Raw genomic sequence first — 17,093 nt, 5'->3', positions numbered from 1 at the left:
AACATGTCAACGATGTATCCGGTCTATTCTGTAATCAATCTATCCGGTTCGGACCTCACCCTGCCCTCTCCTCCCCAGAGGAGAGGGTTCTAAAAGTAAAGTGGCGGGAGCCGCTGTTTGCCCCCTCTCTACCCCCCGGGGGTGGAGAGGGTCGGGGTGAGGCGGGGGCGCTCAGATTGCCCTGTCACCCAGGGCTTTCGCGATATCCGCCACGATCTTCCGCAATCCGTCCTGCAGGGCAAGGCTCAGCGCCCTGGAGAACACTTCCTCCGTCGCAAAAAAGTCGGCGGCGCCGACGGAATGTCCTTCGTAGCTGCGGTCCATCTTCTCGTTGCCGATCCGGGCCCGCAACATCACCAGCCCCTTTGTCCTGATATTGGCGCTGCTGTGCAGAAGCACGACCGTGCCCGTGACAAGCAGGGAGCTGGCGGCGGATGCCGGTGCGTTCACCACATTGACGCGATAGCCGGCTTTCTCCAGTTCCCACTTCAACCCGTTTGTCACCCAATCGCTGACGTTGCCGGAGGAGACGACATCCGCGGTTTCCACGCCGAAACTGTGGCTGACCTGCCCGACGATTTCCTTTTCCGCTCTCTGGTCATCGAAGCGTACGATCGTCACCAGCGGCGCATCGGCCCTGGCGGTGGCGGTCGCCGGCGCATCGGCCGCCGCGCCGCCCGATTCCGGTTTTGGCGGATAGGTAAGATTCGCCTGCCGGTCCTCGAAGGCGCAGGCGGAAACCGAAAGCGCGGCGAGAAAAGCCAGGGCGCTGGATGTTATCGGCATTTTCATGAGGTCATGTCCAATCAGGATAATCTGCTGTCTTCCACATTACTGCAAACTCTCGATGGCAACGCAACCGAACATTGCGCGCGGGATGCCGCCGTCGCCCCCTCACCCTGCCCTCTCCCCCATAGGGGGCGAGGGTTCAAGAAGTAAAAGGGGGGAGCCGCCATCTGCTCCCTCTCTACCCCCCGGGGGTGGAGAGGGTCGGGGTGAGGCGGGGGTTTGGCGCCCTAGGCGGTGAACGCCTGGATGCCGGTCATCGCGCGGCCGAGGATGAGGGCGTGTATGTCGTGGGTGCCTTCCAGCGTGTTGATGACCTCCATGTTCACCATGTGGCGGATGACGTGGTATTCGTCGGAAATGCCGTTGGCGCCGTGCATGTCGCGGGCCAGGCGGCTGATGTCCAGCGCCTTGCCGGTGCAGTTGCGCTTGACCAGCGAAATCATTTCCGGCGTCACCCGGCCCTCGTCGCGCAGCCGGCTGATGCGCAGGCAGGATTGCAGGCCGAGCGCGATTTCCGTCTGCATGTCGACCAGCTTTTTCTGGACCAGCTGGTTGGCGGCCAGCGGGCGGCCGAACTGGGTGCGGTCCACGGTGTAGTCCCGCGCCGCCCGCCAGCAGAATTCCGCCGCCCCCATCGCGCCCCAGCAGATGCCGAAGCGCGCGTTGGTCAGCGCCGAGAGCGGCGCGCCGAGGCCCTTCGCCTTCGGCAGCACGTTGGCGTCCGGCACCATGACCTCGTCCATCATGATGAACCCGGTGGAGGAGGCCCGCGCCGCGACCTTGCCCTCGATCTTCGGCGTATCCAGCCCCTTCATTCCGCGTTCCAGCAGGAAGCCGCGCACCACGCCGTCGTCATCCTTGGCCCAGACCAGCAGCACATGGGCGAGCGGCGAATTGGTGATCCACTGCTTCGTGCCGGACAGCCTGTAGCCGCCGTCCACCTTCTTCGCCCGCGCCTGCATGGCGCCCGCGTCGGAGCCGTGATTGGGTTCGGTCAGCCCCATGCAGCCGATCAGTTCGCCCTCGCGCAGCCCGGGCAGGAAGCGTTCCTTCTGTTCGTCGGAGCCGTAGACGTGAATCGGCGCCATGACCAGCCCGGTCTGCACCCCCACCGCCGAGCGGAAGCAGGTGTCTACATATTCCAGTTCCCGGCAGATCAGCCCGTAGGAGACGAAGCCGATCCCGGCGCAGCCGTAATCCGGCAGGGTCGCGCCGAGGAACCCCATGCCGCCGAAGGTCTTCATCAGTTCCGGATCGAAGCTTTCGTTCCGGTTCCAGTCGACGATCAGAGGCATCAGCTCGGCGCGCGCGAAATCGCGCGCCGAGTCCTGGATCATGCGCTCCTCCTCGCTGAGCTGATCCGCCAGCAGCAGCGGATCCTGCCAGTCGAAGCGTGCTTCACTCATATGCGGGCGGCCCTACACCCGTTCGAGGATGATCGCGGTTCCCTGGCCGATGCCGACGCAGAGCGTCGCCAGCGCGTAACGGCCGCCGACGCGCTCCAGCTGGCGGGCCGCCGTCAGCGCGATGCGCGGGCCGGAGGCGCCGAGCGGATGGCCGACGGCGATCGCGCCGCCGTTCATGTTCACCCGGCTGTCGTCATCGGCGAGGCCGAGCCCCTTGAGGCAGCCCAGCACCTGGGCGGCGAAGGCCTCGTTGATTTCGATGACGTCCAGATCCTTCAGCGTCAGCCCGGCGCGTTCCAGCGCCAGCTGTGTCGCCGGCACCGGTCCCATGCCCATGATGCGGGGCGACACGCCGCTCGAGGCGCTGGCGATGATCCGCGCCAGCGGCTTCGCGCCCGCGCGTTCGCCCGCCTTCAGGCTGCCGACGAGGGTCGCGACCGCGCCGTCGTTGATGCCCGACGCGTTGCCGGCCGTGGTGACGCCGCCTTCATACAGCGGGCGCAGTTTGGCCAGTCCTTCCAGGTTGGTCTCCGGCCGGGGGTGTTCGTCCTCGGCCAGCGCGATTTCCGGCGTCTTGCGGGTCGCGGCGATCTTCACCGCCGTGATCTCGTCGTCGAAAAAGCCGGCTTCCTTGCCCGCCTTGTATTTCATCTGCGAGGCATAGGCGAACCTGTCGGAGGATTCGCGGGTGATCTGGAAGTCCGAGGCGATATTGTCGGCGGTCTGCGGCATGGTTTCCCAGCCGTATTCCTTCTTCAGCGCCTTGTTCGGGAAGCGGTCGCCGATGGCGGAATCATAGGCGTCGATCTTGGTGCTGTAGGCGGTTTCGGCCTTGCCGACGACGGTCGGCGCGCGGGTCATGCTTTCCACGCCGCCGGCGACGAACAGCTCGCCCTCGCCGACCGTGGTGGCGTGCGCGGCGGAAATGATCGCGCTGAGCCCGCTGGCGCAGTTGCGCTGGATCACCTGGCCCGGCACCTCGATGGGCAGCCCGGCGATCAGCCCGGCATGGCGCGCGACGCAGCGGCTGTCCTCGCCGGCCTGGTTGCCGCAGCCGACGATCACGTCGCTGATGTCCCTGCCATCGAACGGGGTCGCCGCCAGCGCGTCGCGGATGACGCCGCCCAGCATGTCGTCCGGCCGGACCGGCGACAGCATGCCGGCGTGGCGTCCGAACGGGGACCGTTTGCCGCCGTAAAGATATGCATCAAGCATCGAAATTCTCCCTTTGTCTCGAAACCCCTTCGGGGATCATGTGTTTGGCGTCAACAGCGACACGCCCAGCCTGGCCCGGCGGATCAGCCACGGGTTGGGCCGGTAGCGGGGGTCGCGGTATAGGCCGTGAATTGCCTCCAGTATCCTCAAAATCCTGTCCGGTCCGATCCGGTCGCCGAATGTCAGCGGACCATACGGGTAATTAAGCCCCAGAGTCACGGCCTTGTCGATATCGTCGGGCGCGGCGACGCCGAGCTGCGCCACCGAACAGCCGACATTGCAGATCATCGCGACGATCCGCTGGGCGACAAAGCCCGGCCCGTCGCGCACCACGGTCGCGGGCACGCCGTCGCCGCTCAGCGCGCCATGCGCCGCGTCGCGGAAGGCGGGGTCGGTAATCGGCGTCGTCATCAGCGTCCGCCGGCGGCCGAAGCCGATCAGCGTATCGACGGCGACCGTGCGTTTCGCATCCAGCCCCTGATCGACGGCGCAGGTCGTCGCGTCGTCGCCGACGGGCGTGACGATAATGACCGAATCCGGCCCCGGCGTTTCACCCTCATCCAGCCTGGCGCCGACTTCCTTCAGCACCGCGAGCACGGCGTCGCGGCCTTCGGGCTCCGCGCCGCTGACCCAGACGGGACGGCCGTCATAGGCGGGAGCGGGCGCTTCCTCCGGCTCCACGGCCTTGCCGTCCCTGTATTCATAGAATCCCGCATCGGTCTTGCGGCCCAGCCGCCCGGCCCTGGTGCGCGCCTCCATCATCATGGCGGGGCGGAAGCGGGGCTCGTCGAACGCCTGCCGGTAGATCAGCACGGTTGCCGGGTGGGTCACGTCCAGCCCGGTCAGGTCCATGAGCTGGAACGGCCCCATCCGGAACCCCGCGCCGTCGCGCATGATGCGGTCGATCGAGACGGTGTCGGCAATGCCTTCCTGCACCATGTGCGCCGCCTCGATATTGAAGCCGCGCCCGACCTGGTTGACCAGGAAGCCCGGCGCGTCGTTGACCCGCACCGGTTCGCGCGTCATCCGCCGGCCGATCTTCATCAGCGCCTCGCAGACCCATTCCTCGGTCAGCACCCCGGCGATCACCTCCACCAGCGGCATCAGCGGCACCGGATTGAAGAAATGGAAGCCGGCGACGCGCTCCGGATGTTTGCAGCCCGACGCGATGGTCGTGACCGACAGGGAGGAGGTGTTGCTGGCGATGATCGCGTCCTCGCGGACGATGGTTTCCAGCTCGCCCAGCACCTTGTGCTTGACCTCCAGGTTCTCGACGATCGCCTCGATCACCGCGTCGCATTCGGCGAAATCCTGCATGCCGGAAACGGTTTCGACCCGCGCCAGCGCGGCGGCGGCTTCATCCGCCGTCATGCGGCCGCGTTCCGCCGCGCGGCCGAACATGCTGCCGATAAAGGCATGCGCGTCTTTCGCGACATCGGCGTTGGCGTCGAACAGCCGGACCCGCATGCCGCCGGCCGCCGCGACCTGGGCGATGCCTCGCCCCATCGCGCCCGCGCCGAGCACGCCGATCAGATACGGGTCGTTGTTCGGGTCATTCGGCATTGTCACTCTCACCTGTCGTTTTTCTGAATATGAACGGCGCGGAATGTAGCCACCCCGCTTGGTGCAGCGCAACACGTTTTGCCCCGTATCAGAAAATGCGCGGGAGACGCGCGTCAGGCGACCTCGATGGCGTCGCTGTCATCGCCGGTTCCGGCATCCGCCACGGGAAGCATGGCGGGTGCCGTTCCGTGATAGCCCGCCCTGTTCCTCGCGTCCTGGATGGACCGGATGTTTTGGACAAGGATGCGCAGCACGCCTGCCAGGAACGGGTCCAGCGCCGCCAGTTTCTTCTGGAAAGGGGCTTCGGAAATCACGATGCAGACGGCCGGTTCGGAAACAATGGCCGTCGCCATACGGGGCTGGTCGTCGATCAGGGCCATTTCACCGAAAATGCCGCCGGCGCCGACGCTGCCCAGCAGGATGTCCTCCCGGTCCACGCACCTGTAGAACTCGACCCTGCCGCGCTGCACGATATAGGCGCGATTGCCGACGTCGCCTTCCCGAAAGATCGTCGCGCCCCGGGGAAATACCGTGCGCTCCAGAACCTGCAGCCCGGCCGACCGAGACGGCGAAAAACCCATCGTTGCGATACCACCCTGTAACGCGCTCCGGCATCGGGCCGACGGCGCGCGGTCAGTATCCGCAACCCTGCTTAACGATCCGTTAAAGTTTGGCCCTGATCGGGCCGGCGAATGGTCGCCGGTCAGGTTTCGAGGACGACGACCACCTGGCCTTCGGAAACCGCCTCGCCTTCCTCGACGGCGAATTCGACGATCGAACCGTCCTCGGTCGCCAGGACCGGAATTTCCATTTTCATCGATTCGATGATCATCAGGACATCGCCTTCGGAAACGGCATCACCGACTTTCGTCTCGATTTTCCAGACCGTCCCCGTCACTTCCGATTCGACGTCTTCGCGCGCCATGGGCTTCTCCTGACTTCCCCGTTAATCCCGAAATTTCCGGCATGACCGTAAACCGCCCCTGCCGGAACCGGGACGGAATCAAGGACGCGAATGTGTTTCGCGGCCCCGAAAATGTCAACCGCGCGGATCAAATCGACATATCGGTATTGTCAAAACCGGGCATTGATGCTGAAAATATCCTTCTCGCCTTCGTAAATTCCCGCGAACCAAACGTTCAGAAAGGTCGGTCCCCAATGGCCACGGCATTCTATGACAGTCTGCGTCCCCTCTTCCGCCCCCAATCCATCGCGATCCTGGGCGCGTCCGAAGAACCGGGCCGTATCGGGGGACGACCGGTCCAGTACCTGAAGGATTTCGGATTCAAGGGAAAGATCTATCCCGTCAATCCGAACCGGGAAACGATCCAGGGGCTGAAGGCCTATGGGTCGATCAAGGATATCAAGGGCCCGGTGGACCAGGCCATCATGGCGGTGCCCGCGCGCTTCGCCATCGAGGTGGCGGAGGAATGCGCCGCCAAGGGCGTCAAGTCCATCGTCGCCTTCACCTCCGGTTTCGCGGAAATGAACGAGGAAGGCCAGGCGATGCAGCAGCGCCTGACGGATATCGCCAATGAATCGGGCATGCGGATCCTGGGCCCCAACTGCCTTGGCATCTTCAGCGGGCGGGAAAGTTCGTGGTCGACCTTTTCCTCCTCCATCGAGATGGGCCGGCCGCGCGACGGCGGCGTCGGAATCGCCAGCCAGAGCGGCGCGTTCGGCGCGCATATCTTCTCGCTGGCGCGCGAGCGCGGCGTCGGCTTCAGCTACTGGGCGACGACCGGCAATGAATGCGACGTCGCCTTCGCCGATTGCGTCCGCTTCATGGCGGAAGACGACGGCACCGACGTGATCCTGGGCTATATGGAAGGCTGCCGCGACGTGGACCGGCTGTACGACGCCTTCGAATACGCCCATGCGCAAAAGAAGCCCATCGTGATGATGAAGGTCGGCAATTCGGATATCGGCGCCCATGCGGCCGCATCGCATACCGCCTCGCTCGCGGGCTCGGACGATGTCTATGAGGCCGTATTCCGGCGCTTCAATGTCTACCGGGCGCGCACCGCGCGCGAACTGGTCGATATCGGCTATGCCTGTTCCTTCGGCCAGTACCCGAAGGGCAACCGGCTGGGCATCGTCACGATTTCCGGCGGCGCCGGGGTGCTGATGGCCGACGCGGCGGCGGAAGTGGACCTGGACGTCGCCCCGATGCCGGAAAAGACCCAGAAGAAGCTGAAGGAACTGATCCCCTTCGCCGGCACGCGCAACCCGGTCGACACCACGGCCAGCTTCTATAACGACTGGTCGCTGCTGACCAAGAATTTCGACGCGATGCTGAGCGAGGGCAATTACGATTCCATCGCCTCTTTCTTCACCAGCTTCGCCTATTCCGACGGGCTGACAAAGAACACGATCGACGCGATCAGGCCGATCCGCGAGAAATTCCCGGACCGGCCGATGGCGCTGTCGATCTTCGGCAAGCCCGACAACCTGCGCAAGTTCGAAGCCGACGGCATCCTGGCGTTCGAGGATCCGGCGGAGACGATCTACGCGCTGGCGGCGCTGAACCGGCTGCGTATCGGTTTCGAGAAGGCCCTGCCGAAACCGCCGGCAATCCCGGCCAAGACACCGAAAATGCCGGCGAAGACCCTGAACGAGTACGAGGCGAAGCGGCTGATGAAGCGGGCCGGGATTCCGTCCGGCAAGGAAAGCCTGGTGCAGAGCGCCAGTGACGCCGCGGCGGCGGCGGCGAAAATCGGCTTCCCCGTCGTCATGAAGATCGTTTCGCCGGACATTCTGCACAAGACCGAAATCGGCGGGGTGAAGCTGAACCTCGATTCGCAGGCCGCGGTGCGCAAGGCCTACGCCGAAATCATCGCCAACGCGAAGAAAGCGGCGCCGAACGCGAAGATCGACGGCGTGCTTGTCGCGCAGATGGTGAAGGGCGGCGTGGAAACCATCCTCGGCACCTTTACCGACCCGACCTTCGGGCCGGTCGTGATGTTCGGTCTTGGCGGCATCTTCGCCGAGGTCCTGAAGGACATCACCTTCCGGGTCGCGCCGTTCGGCGTTCGCGAAGCCTCGCAGATGATCCAGGAAATCAAGGGCAGCGCCATGCTGAAAGGCGCGCGCGGCGCCCCGCCGGCGGATGTGCAGGTCCTCGCCAAGGCGCTGTCGGCCCTGTCGATCTTCGCCGTCGCCAATGCCGACCGGCTGGAAAGCATCGACATCAACCCCTTCCTGGTCATGGAAAAAGGCAAGGGCGGCGTCGCGCTGGACGCCCTGCTGGTGCCGCGCCGGGGCTGACACTCACGCGGCAGGACATCGGCCCTGGATCAGGGCACAATAACCGGAATATAACGGGCGTTGTCCGCCATATTCCGGTCACATATTTGCGATACCGTTTGTTTCGGATTATTCTGGACACAACATAACAAACATGTGGCGGAATAATCCGCCCGAGATAAAGGAACAGGATTGGTATCATCTCTCAAGCGGCCTCACGGGGCCGCGTCCAGCTCAGGCGTGGGCGAAACAAGCGACCCGGCGTCAGGCGGCAGGGGTGATGCCCGCGAATGGTTTCGCGTTCTGCAGCCCTACCGTAGCGCCAGCACGTTACGCAGTCTTGGCCAGCTATGCGCAACAGCGATTCCACTGATAACCCTGTGGGTCGCGACCATGGTCGCCGTTCATTACGGTTACTGGGCGGCGCTGCTGCTGTCGGTGCCGACGGCTTTCTTCCTCGTGCGGCTGTTCATGATCCAGCACGATTGCGGCCACCGCTCGTTTTTCCGGTCGCGGTTGGCCAACGACCTGCTGGGCCATGTCATCGGCATTTTCACGCTGACGCCGTTCATCTACTGGCGCAAGGCCCATGCCATACATCATTCCACCTCGGGCAATCTCGACCAGCGCGGGATCGGCGATCTGGACGTGCTGACCGTGCGGGAATACCAGGCGCTTCCGGCCTGGCGGCGCTGTCTTTACAGGCTGTACAGAAACCCGCTCGTTCTTTTCGGCATCGGGCCGATTTACCTGTTCGTCGTAAAATTCCGGCTGCCGATAGACATGCTGCGCCTGCGCAAGGGCACGCTGCCCAGCGTCCTGGCGACCAATTTCGGGATCGCGGCGACTATCGTCACGCTGGGCGTATTGCTGGGCTTCGGCGATTTCTTCCTGGTCCAGGCGCCGGTTACCCTGCTTTCCTGCGCCATCGGCACCTGGCTGTTTTATGTCCAGCATCAGTTCCGCGACACCTACTGGGCGCGTGACGACAACTGGGATTTCCACACCGCGGCGGTCGCCGGCAGCAGCTATTACGTCATGCCCCGCTGGTTGCAATGGCTGACGGCGAATATCGGTATCCACCATATCCACCATCTCTCCAGCAGGATTCCGAACTACCGGCTGAACGAATGCCTGAAGGACTTTCCGGAACTGGGACAGGTGAACCGGCTGACAATCTGGGACAGCGTGAAATGCGCGCGCCTCACGCTATGGGACGAAGCCACGCAGAAACTGATCAGCTTCCGGGCGCTGTCCGGGCGCTAATATAGCGCGTTGAGCGCCAGCACGGCGCCGATGGCCGTGCCCGCCAGCAGGATGACGGCGCCATAGAGCAGCCGCACCGGCCGTATTCCCCAGGCCAGCACAGCCCTGACGATCCGCAGCCAGGTGTCCTGTACCGGCGGGCAGAAGAAGATAACCGCCGCCAGCGCCGAGGGCATCGCGGCGAACAGGAAGCCGAGACTGTAGGAATCCGTCGCCGCGAGAATCCCGCCATAGATCGCCGGGTAGGTCATCATCGCGACGCTGGTGAAGGACAGCACCGTCCCGGTGACGCCGCCGACCCGGCCCGCCGGCGCCAGCGCGGCAATTTCCGACAGCAGCAGCCCGTGCCAGCTCAACCCGGTGACATTGTACAGGATCGCGACGCCGAGAATGGCGCCGTAGCTCCAGGAGGCGTCGTAAAACCCGGTCAGTATCGCCGCCAGGGCGCCGAAGGCCCCGATCAGTCCGAGCGCGATACGGGCCGGCAGGATCGTGCTGCCGATCCAGCCCCACAGGATCCGCGCCGCGACGGCGGAGAAACTGGCGATGGCGAACAGGACGCCCGCATCCTTCTCGCTGAACGTCAGCCCGTCGATGAGATACAGGATGAAAAACCCGGAAAAGATCGACTGCAGCCCGCCAAACGCGAACGCGCCAAACGAAAGGTCGCGCAGTTTCGGTGTCGACGCGACCAGTTTCAGCGTATCCGACACGCCGGAAACGGTCAGTTTCTCGTCCGGTTTGCGGTCATTGTCGAAATACGCGCGGAACGGCTGCAGCGCCAGCGCCACCGAATATACGATCAGCCCCGTCACGAAGGCGGTGCCGAAGGCGTCCAGATGGATCGAGCCGCCCAGGACAGCGACATAGAAGCCGACTCCCAGCAGCGACGGAATCATCAGCCCGCCGATCAGGCTGCCGACGGGAACGCCCGTCTGCTTGACCGAAAAGACGACCGGCGCAAGGTGCCGGGGACAGAACCGCGCGAGGATGTGCGAACTGGCCGGAGTCGATACCGCGCCCGCGCCCAGCAGGATCGCGCCGATCGGGTATAGCCAGACAATGCCGCTGGCGATGACGAACACGCTGCCGCCCATCAGGATCAGGCAGACCTGGCTGACCCGCAACGCGCCGAAGCGGATGATGAAGCCGCCGCAGGACATCGCGGCCACGATGGCGGTCAGGTTCTGGATCGACAGGTAGAGCCCGAGCCAGGCGCGGGAAATGCCGAAATCCTCCGCCACCCGGTCGGCGAGGATCGGCAGGGTCATCTGGCACACATAGGAAAACGCCTGCTGGACCAGCATCGCGACCGTCGCCAGCGTCAGGACGATGCGCCAGTCCAGTTTCTCCAGCTTCATCGGAAGCTGAGTTTCTTGAGCCGTTCCATCACCTGGTCGAATATCTGGATGTTGACCTCGACCAGCATGCCCGGCGTGACCTTTTCGGGGGGATCGAGCAGCCGGATATAGACCGGAACGCGCTGCACCGCCTTGCCGGCATTGTCGTAACCGCCGGCATCCCAGGCCATCTGCGCGGTCGTGACGCTGCCGACGCGCATGACCGTGCCGGTGAAGTCGTCAAAGGGATAGGCGTCTATGTCGATCTCGACCATCTGCCCGACCTCGATATAGCGAAGCTGGCTTTCCTCGATATTGGCCTCGATCCAGAAATTTTCCGGGTCATGCAGCAGAATGATGGGGTCGCTTTCGTTGACGGTTTCGCCCTTGTGCTTGAAGATATTATCGACGACCCCGTTGATCGGGCTGGCGATAAACATCTGGCGGCGTTTTTCCTCCTCTTCCCTGATCTGAACCCCGATTTTCTGGACGGTTTTTCTGGAAATTTCCAGTTCCGCCGCAATCACGTCCAGATCGGACCGGGATGCGCGGATTTGCGCGAGTTCCCGGTCCGCGACGCGGATCCTGGCGGCGGAAACCTTGAGCTGTCCCTCGAATTCAAGCGTCGAGTCCTGATCCTGTTCCAGGGTTTTCGGGGACAGCAGCTTCTTGTCGTACAGGAGCCGTGACCGGTTCAGGTTCTTTCGCGCGAGATTGAGACGGTCGTCGATTGCCCGGTATTCGACCCGGAGCGCCGCGATTTCCGCCAGCTTGGTCGCGATTTTCGATTCCAGGTTCTGCTCGAGCGCGTCTTTTTCGGCCGTCAGCCTGGCGCTCCGCGCGATTTCCCGCTCAAGGTCGATTTTCAGCGCTTCGATCCGCAGCCGTTCCACCTCGGATTCCAGCGAGACCAGCAGGGTGCCGACTTCCACCCTGTCGCCTTCCCTGACATGGATTTCGGCGATATTGGCGTCGATCCGGCTGGCCAGCGTCGTCATGGTCGTCTTGATCCGCGCATCGAATTCGTACACATGCGTGATCCAGTGAAAAATTTCATATGAAATTACCGAAATCAAAAGTATTGCTGCTATTGCGGCAATAATACGCAGCTTTATACTTTTCAGCATTTCATCCAGATCTTGTTCTTATTAAGAACCGGGATCCGGCCCGGCCATCTGGCGAAATCGTAGCAACTAAAACAGGCTATTGAAACCGGACATGCATCAGCCGCCGTTAATCGCATTGGCGATGCGGCGGCGGACATCGGCCGGCTGGGCGCTGACCGCGTCGGCGAGCCGGCGCAATTCACAGCGCAGGCTGTGCACCTGGTCGAGCAACGGCAGGATGACATCCATCGCATCCTCGCCGATATCCAGGTCGGAGCGGAATTCCTCGATCAGGCGGATCCGGGCGACATCGATCTCCCGGTAGCGGTAGCCGCCGCCCTCGCGCAACGGCGCGATCCAGCCGCGCGCGATCCAGACATGCAGCGTTTCCCGCCGCAGGCCGACGAAATCCAACAGTATTTCGTGTTCGCTTCGCATCGTTTCAGCGCCCCTTTCCGCCGCGCGGGTCATAGGCATGGTCCTTCGCCCATTCTTCCATGAAGCCGCGCAGCCTGTCGTCCGGTTTCGCCGGGAGCACCACCCGCAATGTCACGAAATGGTCGCCCGCCGGCCGCCCGCCGGCCGCGGGAACGCCCTTGCCCCGCAGGCGCAGCGTATCGCCGCTGTTCGAACCGGCCGGGATTGTCATGGTCACCGTCCCGCCGACCGTCGGCACGGGAATTCTCGCGCCCAGCACCGCTTCATGCAGCCCCACGTCGAGTTCGCTGCGGATATCGTTGCCGTCACGCCGGAAGGTGGCGTGCGCGCCGACATGCACCTCGATCAGCGCATCGCCGGCCGCGCCGCCGCCATGCCCGGACATGCCCTTGCCGCGCAGGCGCAGCATCTGGCCGTCGCGCTGGCCCGGCGGGATCGCGATATCGAGGGTCTTGCCGTCCGGCATCGTCACCCGTTTCTTCGCGCCGAGCACCGCCTCCTCGAAGGCGATATCGAGCGAATAGCGGACATCGCCGCCGCGCATGCGAAACCCGCCCTGCCCGTCGCCGCCGGCCCCGCCGCGCGTCCGGGCGCCGAACAGGTCGGAAAAGATATCGCCGAAATCCGCATAGCCGGCGTCGGACTGATAGGGATGCGCGCCGGGATCGGACGCGTATTCGCGGTAATAGCCGTGCTGGCGTTCATTGCCCTGGGCGTCGATCGCGCCCGAATCGTATTGTTTGCGCTTTTCCGGGTCGGACAGGATCCCGTAAGCGCTCTGCACCCTCTTGAAGGTCTCCTCGGCCTTCGCGTCGCCCGGGTTCAGGTCCGGGTGGTATTTCTTGGCCATCGCCCGGTAGGCCTTGCGGATTTCCTCCGCGGTCGCGGTCCTGCCCACGCCGAGCGCATCGTACAACTCGTCAGACACCCTTTCGCTCCTTCGTTCCCCATGCCGGCGCACTGACTGTCGGACTGAATCGGCATGGATCGACGGTTCGCGACAGGGAATGTCCGCTGGCCCCATAGAAATGGTAGGCTCGTATGGGTATTTTCAAGACTGGTGCGCCATTCTGCGGCGCTCCGGCGCAGAATGGCGGCAGCATGACGGATATCCACAACCCGTATCCCATTCCCGGACACCGGCCCCGCCGGACTCCGCCAGGCGCCCCGCCCGGCACGCTGGTCGCCGACCCGGCCGCGGCGCGACCCGCCATCGCGCTCATCGCCTATGGACCCGATGCGATCGTGGAGGAACAGGACGTCGCGATCGCGGACATCGACGGGCTGCGCGAGACGCACCCCGTCCTGTGGCTGGATGTTTCCGGCCTTGGCGACGTCAAAACGATGCAGGATCTGGGGACAAAATTCGGGCTCCACAATCTGGCGCTGGAGGACGTGCTGAACGTGCACCAGCGGCCCAAGATCGAGGAATACGACAACCACCTGTTCATCGTCTGCCGCATGCCGCACAGCGATAGCGCCCTGGAGACGGAACAGGTCAGCTTCTTCCTGGGCAAGGATTTCGTCATCACCCTGCAGGAACGGCCCGGCGACTGTTTCGAGCCGGTCCGCAGCCGGCTGCGGAACAAACGCGGCCGCATTCGCGCCGCCGGCAACGATTACCTGATCTATGCGCTGCTGGACGCGGTGACGGACGCATTCTTCCCGGTTCTGGAATCGATCGGCGAGCAGATCGGCGCCGTGGAAGAGGAAATCATGGCCGACCCGATGCCCGACGACGTGCACCGGATTCACGCCCTGAAACGCGATCTGCTGACGGTGCGCCGCGCCGTCTGGCCCCAGCGCGAGATGCTGAGCGCGATGATCCGGGATGAAAACAGCCTGATTCAGGAACAGACCAAGCTGTACCTGCGCGACTGTTTCGACCATACTTTCCAGCTTATCGACCTGATCGAGACCTATCGCGAAATCGTCAGCGACCTGACCGATATCTTCCTGTCGGCCCAGAACACGCGCATGAACGAGGTCATGAAGGTGCTGACGGTGATCGCCACGATTTTCATGCCGCTGACGCTGATCAGCAGTATTTACGGCATGAATTTCGACCCGGATGCGTCGCCGTGGAACATGCCGGAGCTGCGTTCCGCCTTCGGCTATCCCGCCACCGTCGCGGTGATGGTTGCCATCGCCGCCGGAATGCTGGCCTGGTTCCGCAAACGCGGCTGGGTCGGCCGTCGCCGCCGCCGGAAAAAGCGGTTTCGCACAAAACTGCAGAGGCGCTCCCCATGATACCCGGCCTGAAACGCTACAAAGTGAGTCGCTACAACCTGATTCGCTACGTGCCCTTCACCCTTGTCATTCTCGCCAGCATCGCCTGCGCGATTACCGCGCTGTTCGCGCCATGGACCGGCTGGGCGCTGGTCGTGCTGCTGCCGCTTGCCGCCCTTGGCGTATTCGACCTTCTGCAGACATCGCATTCGATCAAGCGCATCTATCCGCTGGTCGGACAGCTGCGCTGGGCCATCGAGGAAGTCCGCCCCCAGATCCACCAGTATCTGGTGGAAGGCGATCTGGAGGGACAGCCGTTCAGCCGGGACCAGCGGTCCCTGGCCTACCAGCGGGCCAAGGACGCGGTGGACGTCAAGCCGTTCGGCACGGAGATGGACGTCTATGGCGACCAGTTCGAGTGGATCAACCATTCCATCCGCACCGTGCCGGTGGTGCATGAACCCTTCCGGATCGCGATCGGCGGGCCGCAATGCAAGCGGCCCTATTCGTCCTCGATCCTCAACATTTCGGCGATGAGTTTCGGCTCGCTCGGCGAGCGGGCGATCCAGGCGCTGAACCTCGGCGCGAAGCGCGGAAACTTCGCCCATGACACCGGCGAAGGCAGCATCAGCCGGTATCACCTGCTGCATGGCGGCGACCTGATATGGGAAATCGGCAGCGGCTATTTCGGCTGCCGCAATCCGGACGGAACCTTCAGCGCGGAGAAGTTCCGGGAAAACGCCTGCCGGGACCAGGTCAAGATGATCGAGATCAAGCTGAGCCAGGGCGCGAAGCCGGGGCATGGCGGCGTGCTCCCGGGCGCGAAGGTAACCGGGGAAATCGCGGAGGCGCGCGGCGTGCCGGTCGGCGAGACCGTCATATCGCCGGCATCCCACAGCGCGTTTTCGACGCCGCTGGAACTGCTGGACTTCATCGCCGAACTGCGGGAACTGTCCGGCGGCAAACCGGTCGGGTTCAAGCTCTGCGTCGGGCACCGCTGGGAATTCCTCGCCATCGTCAAGGCGATGCTGGAAACGGATATCTGTCCCGATTTCATCGTTGTCGACGGCAAGGAAGGCGGCACCGGCGCGGCGCCCCTGGAATTCACAAACCGGATCGGCATGCCGCTGCGCGACGGGCTGATCTTCGTGCGCAACGCGCTGGTCGGCGCGGGGCTGCGCGACCGGATCCGGATCGGCGCCAGCGGCAAGATCATCAACGGCTATCACATGGCCGCGGCGCTGGCGCTGGGCGCCGACTGGTGCAATTCGGCGCGCGGCTTCATGTTCGCGCTGGGCTGCATACAGTCGCAGCGATGCCATACGGACCAATGCCCGACCGGCGTCACGACACAGGATCCGCTGCGCCAGCACGGCCTCGTCGTTGCCGACAAGGCCCCGCGGGTCCACAATTTTCACCGCAACACGGTCGAGGCGCTGGCCGAAATCATCGCCGCCGCGGGCCTGGAACGACCGGGGATGCTGGAACCGTCCCATCTCTGCCGGCGGCTCGGCCCGAACCACTGGCAGACGGCGGACAATATCTATCATTTCCTGAAGCCGGGCGAATTGCTGACCGAGCCGGATTCATCCATCTACGCGCAGGACTGGGAGATCGCGCAGGCGGACAGCTTTGCGCCGGTCGTCGTGCCCGACCCTAGTGAGGGCGATCGCCCCGAAGAATGACGCGCCACAGCAGCCGTTCCTCGGCCTGGTCGTAATTCGGGTCGGCGCGGTGCAGCGCGCAGCGGTTGTCGCAGATCACCACATCGCCCATTTTCCAGTGGTGCCGGTAGACCCATTCGGGCTGCACGACCTTATCCAGCAGGCCTTCCAGGAAGGGGCGTACCGCCTCGTCCGGCATGCCTGCGATGCCCTGCGCCTTGGTCAGATGGAAATACACGGCCTTCCTGCCGGTTTCGGGATGCGTGCGGATCAGCGGATGCGAAACGCCGCCTTCATATTTGTCGCGGTCCGTCGCGGAATAGGTCGGATTGTCCTTTTCCAGGCTGTTGATCGTCACCATGCCTTCCAGCTTGCGGCGGTCTTCCTCCGGCAGGCTCTCATAGCCCTTGTACATGCTGGCGAAGCAGGTATCGCCGCCCTTGCTCGGCAGCTTGCGCGCATACAGGATCGTCGCCTTCGGCGGCCGTTCGTGGTTGGTGTGGTCCGTATGCCACATCGCCGCCGGGCGCATTTTCTCGCGGTTCACGACCCGGCTGACATCGGGGCATTCGGGCAGCCGGAAGGCTTCGCGGTGCTGCAGCATGGGTTCGCCGAACTGCGCCATGGCGTCCCGGTATTGCACCGCGTCAAGTTCCTGCCCCCGGATCACGAGGACCAGATTGTCCAGCAGCGCCTGGTTGAGCGCCCCGATTTCTTCCGGCGACAGAGGCTTGCCGAGGTCGTAACCGATGGCTTCCGCCCCGATATTCTCGTTCAGCCTGCGAATTTCCGTCATGCCAGCCTCTCCTTCCAGATCAGATCGTGGTTTGC

The 17,093-nt window shown here is 64.0% G+C and carries 15 protein-coding genes; 4 read left to right on the top strand and 11 right to left on the bottom strand.

Going from position 1 to position 17,093, the window contains the following annotated elements:
• Nucleotides 1–171: 171 nt before the first annotated feature.
• From WD767_12955 to WD767_12930, 6 genes are all read right to left on the bottom strand, one after another.
• On the bottom strand, nucleotides 172–792 hold the full coding sequence (locus tag WD767_12955) for a hypothetical protein (protein ID MEX2616997.1): 621 nt from the start codon (nucleotides 790–792) through the stop codon (nucleotides 172–174).
• A 224-nt stretch (nucleotides 793–1,016) separates the two neighbouring features.
• Nucleotides 1,017–2,195 carry an acyl-CoA dehydrogenase gene (locus WD767_12950; protein ID MEX2616996.1) on the bottom strand — a complete coding sequence of 393 codons (1,179 nt, stop codon included), beginning with the start codon at nucleotides 2,193–2,195 and terminating at the stop codon, nucleotides 1,017–1,019.
• 12 nt (nucleotides 2,196–2,207) lie between these two features.
• Nucleotides 2,208–3,410, bottom strand: coding sequence for an acetyl-CoA C-acyltransferase (locus WD767_12945; GenBank protein MEX2616995.1), 1,203 nt, complete (start codon nucleotides 3,408–3,410; stop codon nucleotides 2,208–2,210).
• 36 nt (nucleotides 3,411–3,446) lie between these two features.
• Entirely contained in the window at nucleotides 3,447–4,973 is a 1,527-nt protein-coding gene (locus WD767_12940) for a 3-hydroxyacyl-CoA dehydrogenase (protein MEX2616994.1), read from the bottom strand.
• A 113-nt stretch (nucleotides 4,974–5,086) separates the two neighbouring features.
• Nucleotides 5,087–5,554: a cyclic nucleotide-binding domain-containing protein gene (locus tag WD767_12935; protein ID MEX2616993.1), complete on the bottom strand. Its 468-nt coding sequence runs from the start codon at nucleotides 5,552–5,554 to the stop codon at nucleotides 5,087–5,089.
• 122 nt (nucleotides 5,555–5,676) lie between these two features.
• On the bottom strand, nucleotides 5,677–5,898 hold the full coding sequence (locus WD767_12930; GenBank protein MEX2616992.1) for a biotin/lipoyl-binding carrier protein: 222 nt from the start codon (nucleotides 5,896–5,898) through the stop codon (nucleotides 5,677–5,679).
• 233 nt (nucleotides 5,899–6,131) lie between these two features.
• Between WD767_12930 and WD767_12925 the strand changes: the two genes are divergently transcribed.
• Together WD767_12925 and WD767_12920 are read left to right on the top strand one after the other, a co-directional pair.
• The gene (locus tag WD767_12925; GenBank protein ID MEX2616991.1) at nucleotides 6,132–8,240 is read left to right on the top strand and encodes an acetate--CoA ligase family protein; all 2,109 of its coding nucleotides are present in this window, start codon (nucleotides 6,132–6,134) and stop codon (nucleotides 8,238–8,240) included.
• 219 nt (nucleotides 8,241–8,459) lie between these two features.
• Nucleotides 8,460–9,485 (top strand): fatty acid desaturase, encoded by a 1,026-nt coding sequence (locus tag WD767_12920; GenBank protein MEX2616990.1) that lies wholly within the window; start codon nucleotides 8,460–8,462, stop codon nucleotides 9,483–9,485.
• On the opposite strand, the gene WD767_12915 is transcribed toward WD767_12920, so the two are convergent.
• The 4 genes from WD767_12915 to WD767_12900 form a co-directional block, all read right to left on the bottom strand.
• Nucleotides 9,482–10,846 (bottom strand): MFS transporter, encoded by a 1,365-nt coding sequence (locus WD767_12915; GenBank protein ID MEX2616989.1) that lies wholly within the window; start codon nucleotides 10,844–10,846, stop codon nucleotides 9,482–9,484. The two genes, WD767_12920 and WD767_12915, sit on opposite strands and share 4 nt — an antisense overlap.
• Entirely contained in the window at nucleotides 10,843–11,856 is a 1,014-nt protein-coding gene (locus WD767_12910) for an efflux RND transporter periplasmic adaptor subunit (GenBank protein ID MEX2616988.1), read from the bottom strand. The genes WD767_12915 and WD767_12910 overlap by 4 nt, the downstream gene beginning before the upstream one ends.
• A 192-nt stretch (nucleotides 11,857–12,048) precedes the next feature.
• Complete coding sequence (locus WD767_12905) at nucleotides 12,049–12,369, bottom strand: chaperone modulator CbpM (protein ID MEX2616987.1); 321 nt, start codon at nucleotides 12,367–12,369, stop codon at nucleotides 12,049–12,051.
• A 4-nt stretch (nucleotides 12,370–12,373) separates the two neighbouring features.
• Entirely contained in the window at nucleotides 12,374–13,297 is a 924-nt protein-coding gene (locus tag WD767_12900) for a DnaJ C-terminal domain-containing protein (GenBank protein ID MEX2616986.1), read from the bottom strand.
• Between the two features lie 113 nt (nucleotides 13,298–13,410).
• On the opposite strand from WD767_12900, the gene corA reads away from it, so the two are divergent.
• Both corA and WD767_12890 read left to right on the top strand, forming a co-directional pair.
• Entirely contained in the window at nucleotides 13,411–14,619 is a 1,209-nt protein-coding gene (gene corA / locus WD767_12895; protein ID MEX2616985.1) for a magnesium/cobalt transporter CorA, read from the top strand.
• Nucleotides 14,616–16,283: an FMN-binding glutamate synthase family protein gene (locus WD767_12890; protein ID MEX2616984.1), complete on the top strand. Its 1,668-nt coding sequence runs from the start codon at nucleotides 14,616–14,618 to the stop codon at nucleotides 16,281–16,283. The genes corA and WD767_12890 overlap by 4 nt, the downstream gene beginning before the upstream one ends.
• Here the strand turns inward: WD767_12890 and WD767_12885 are convergent.
• Nucleotides 16,255–17,058: a TauD/TfdA family dioxygenase gene (locus WD767_12885; GenBank protein ID MEX2616983.1), complete on the bottom strand. Its 804-nt coding sequence runs from the start codon at nucleotides 17,056–17,058 to the stop codon at nucleotides 16,255–16,257. The two genes, WD767_12890 and WD767_12885, sit on opposite strands and share 29 nt — an antisense overlap.
• Nucleotides 17,059–17,093 lie beyond the last annotated feature (35 nt).

It is taken from the genome of Alphaproteobacteria bacterium, assembly GCA_040905865.1.
Classification (GTDB): domain Bacteria; phylum Pseudomonadota; class Alphaproteobacteria; order UBA8366.
The sequence above is the reverse complement of the archived record's forward strand: the minus strand, read 5'-3'. Positions and strand labels throughout refer to the sequence as shown.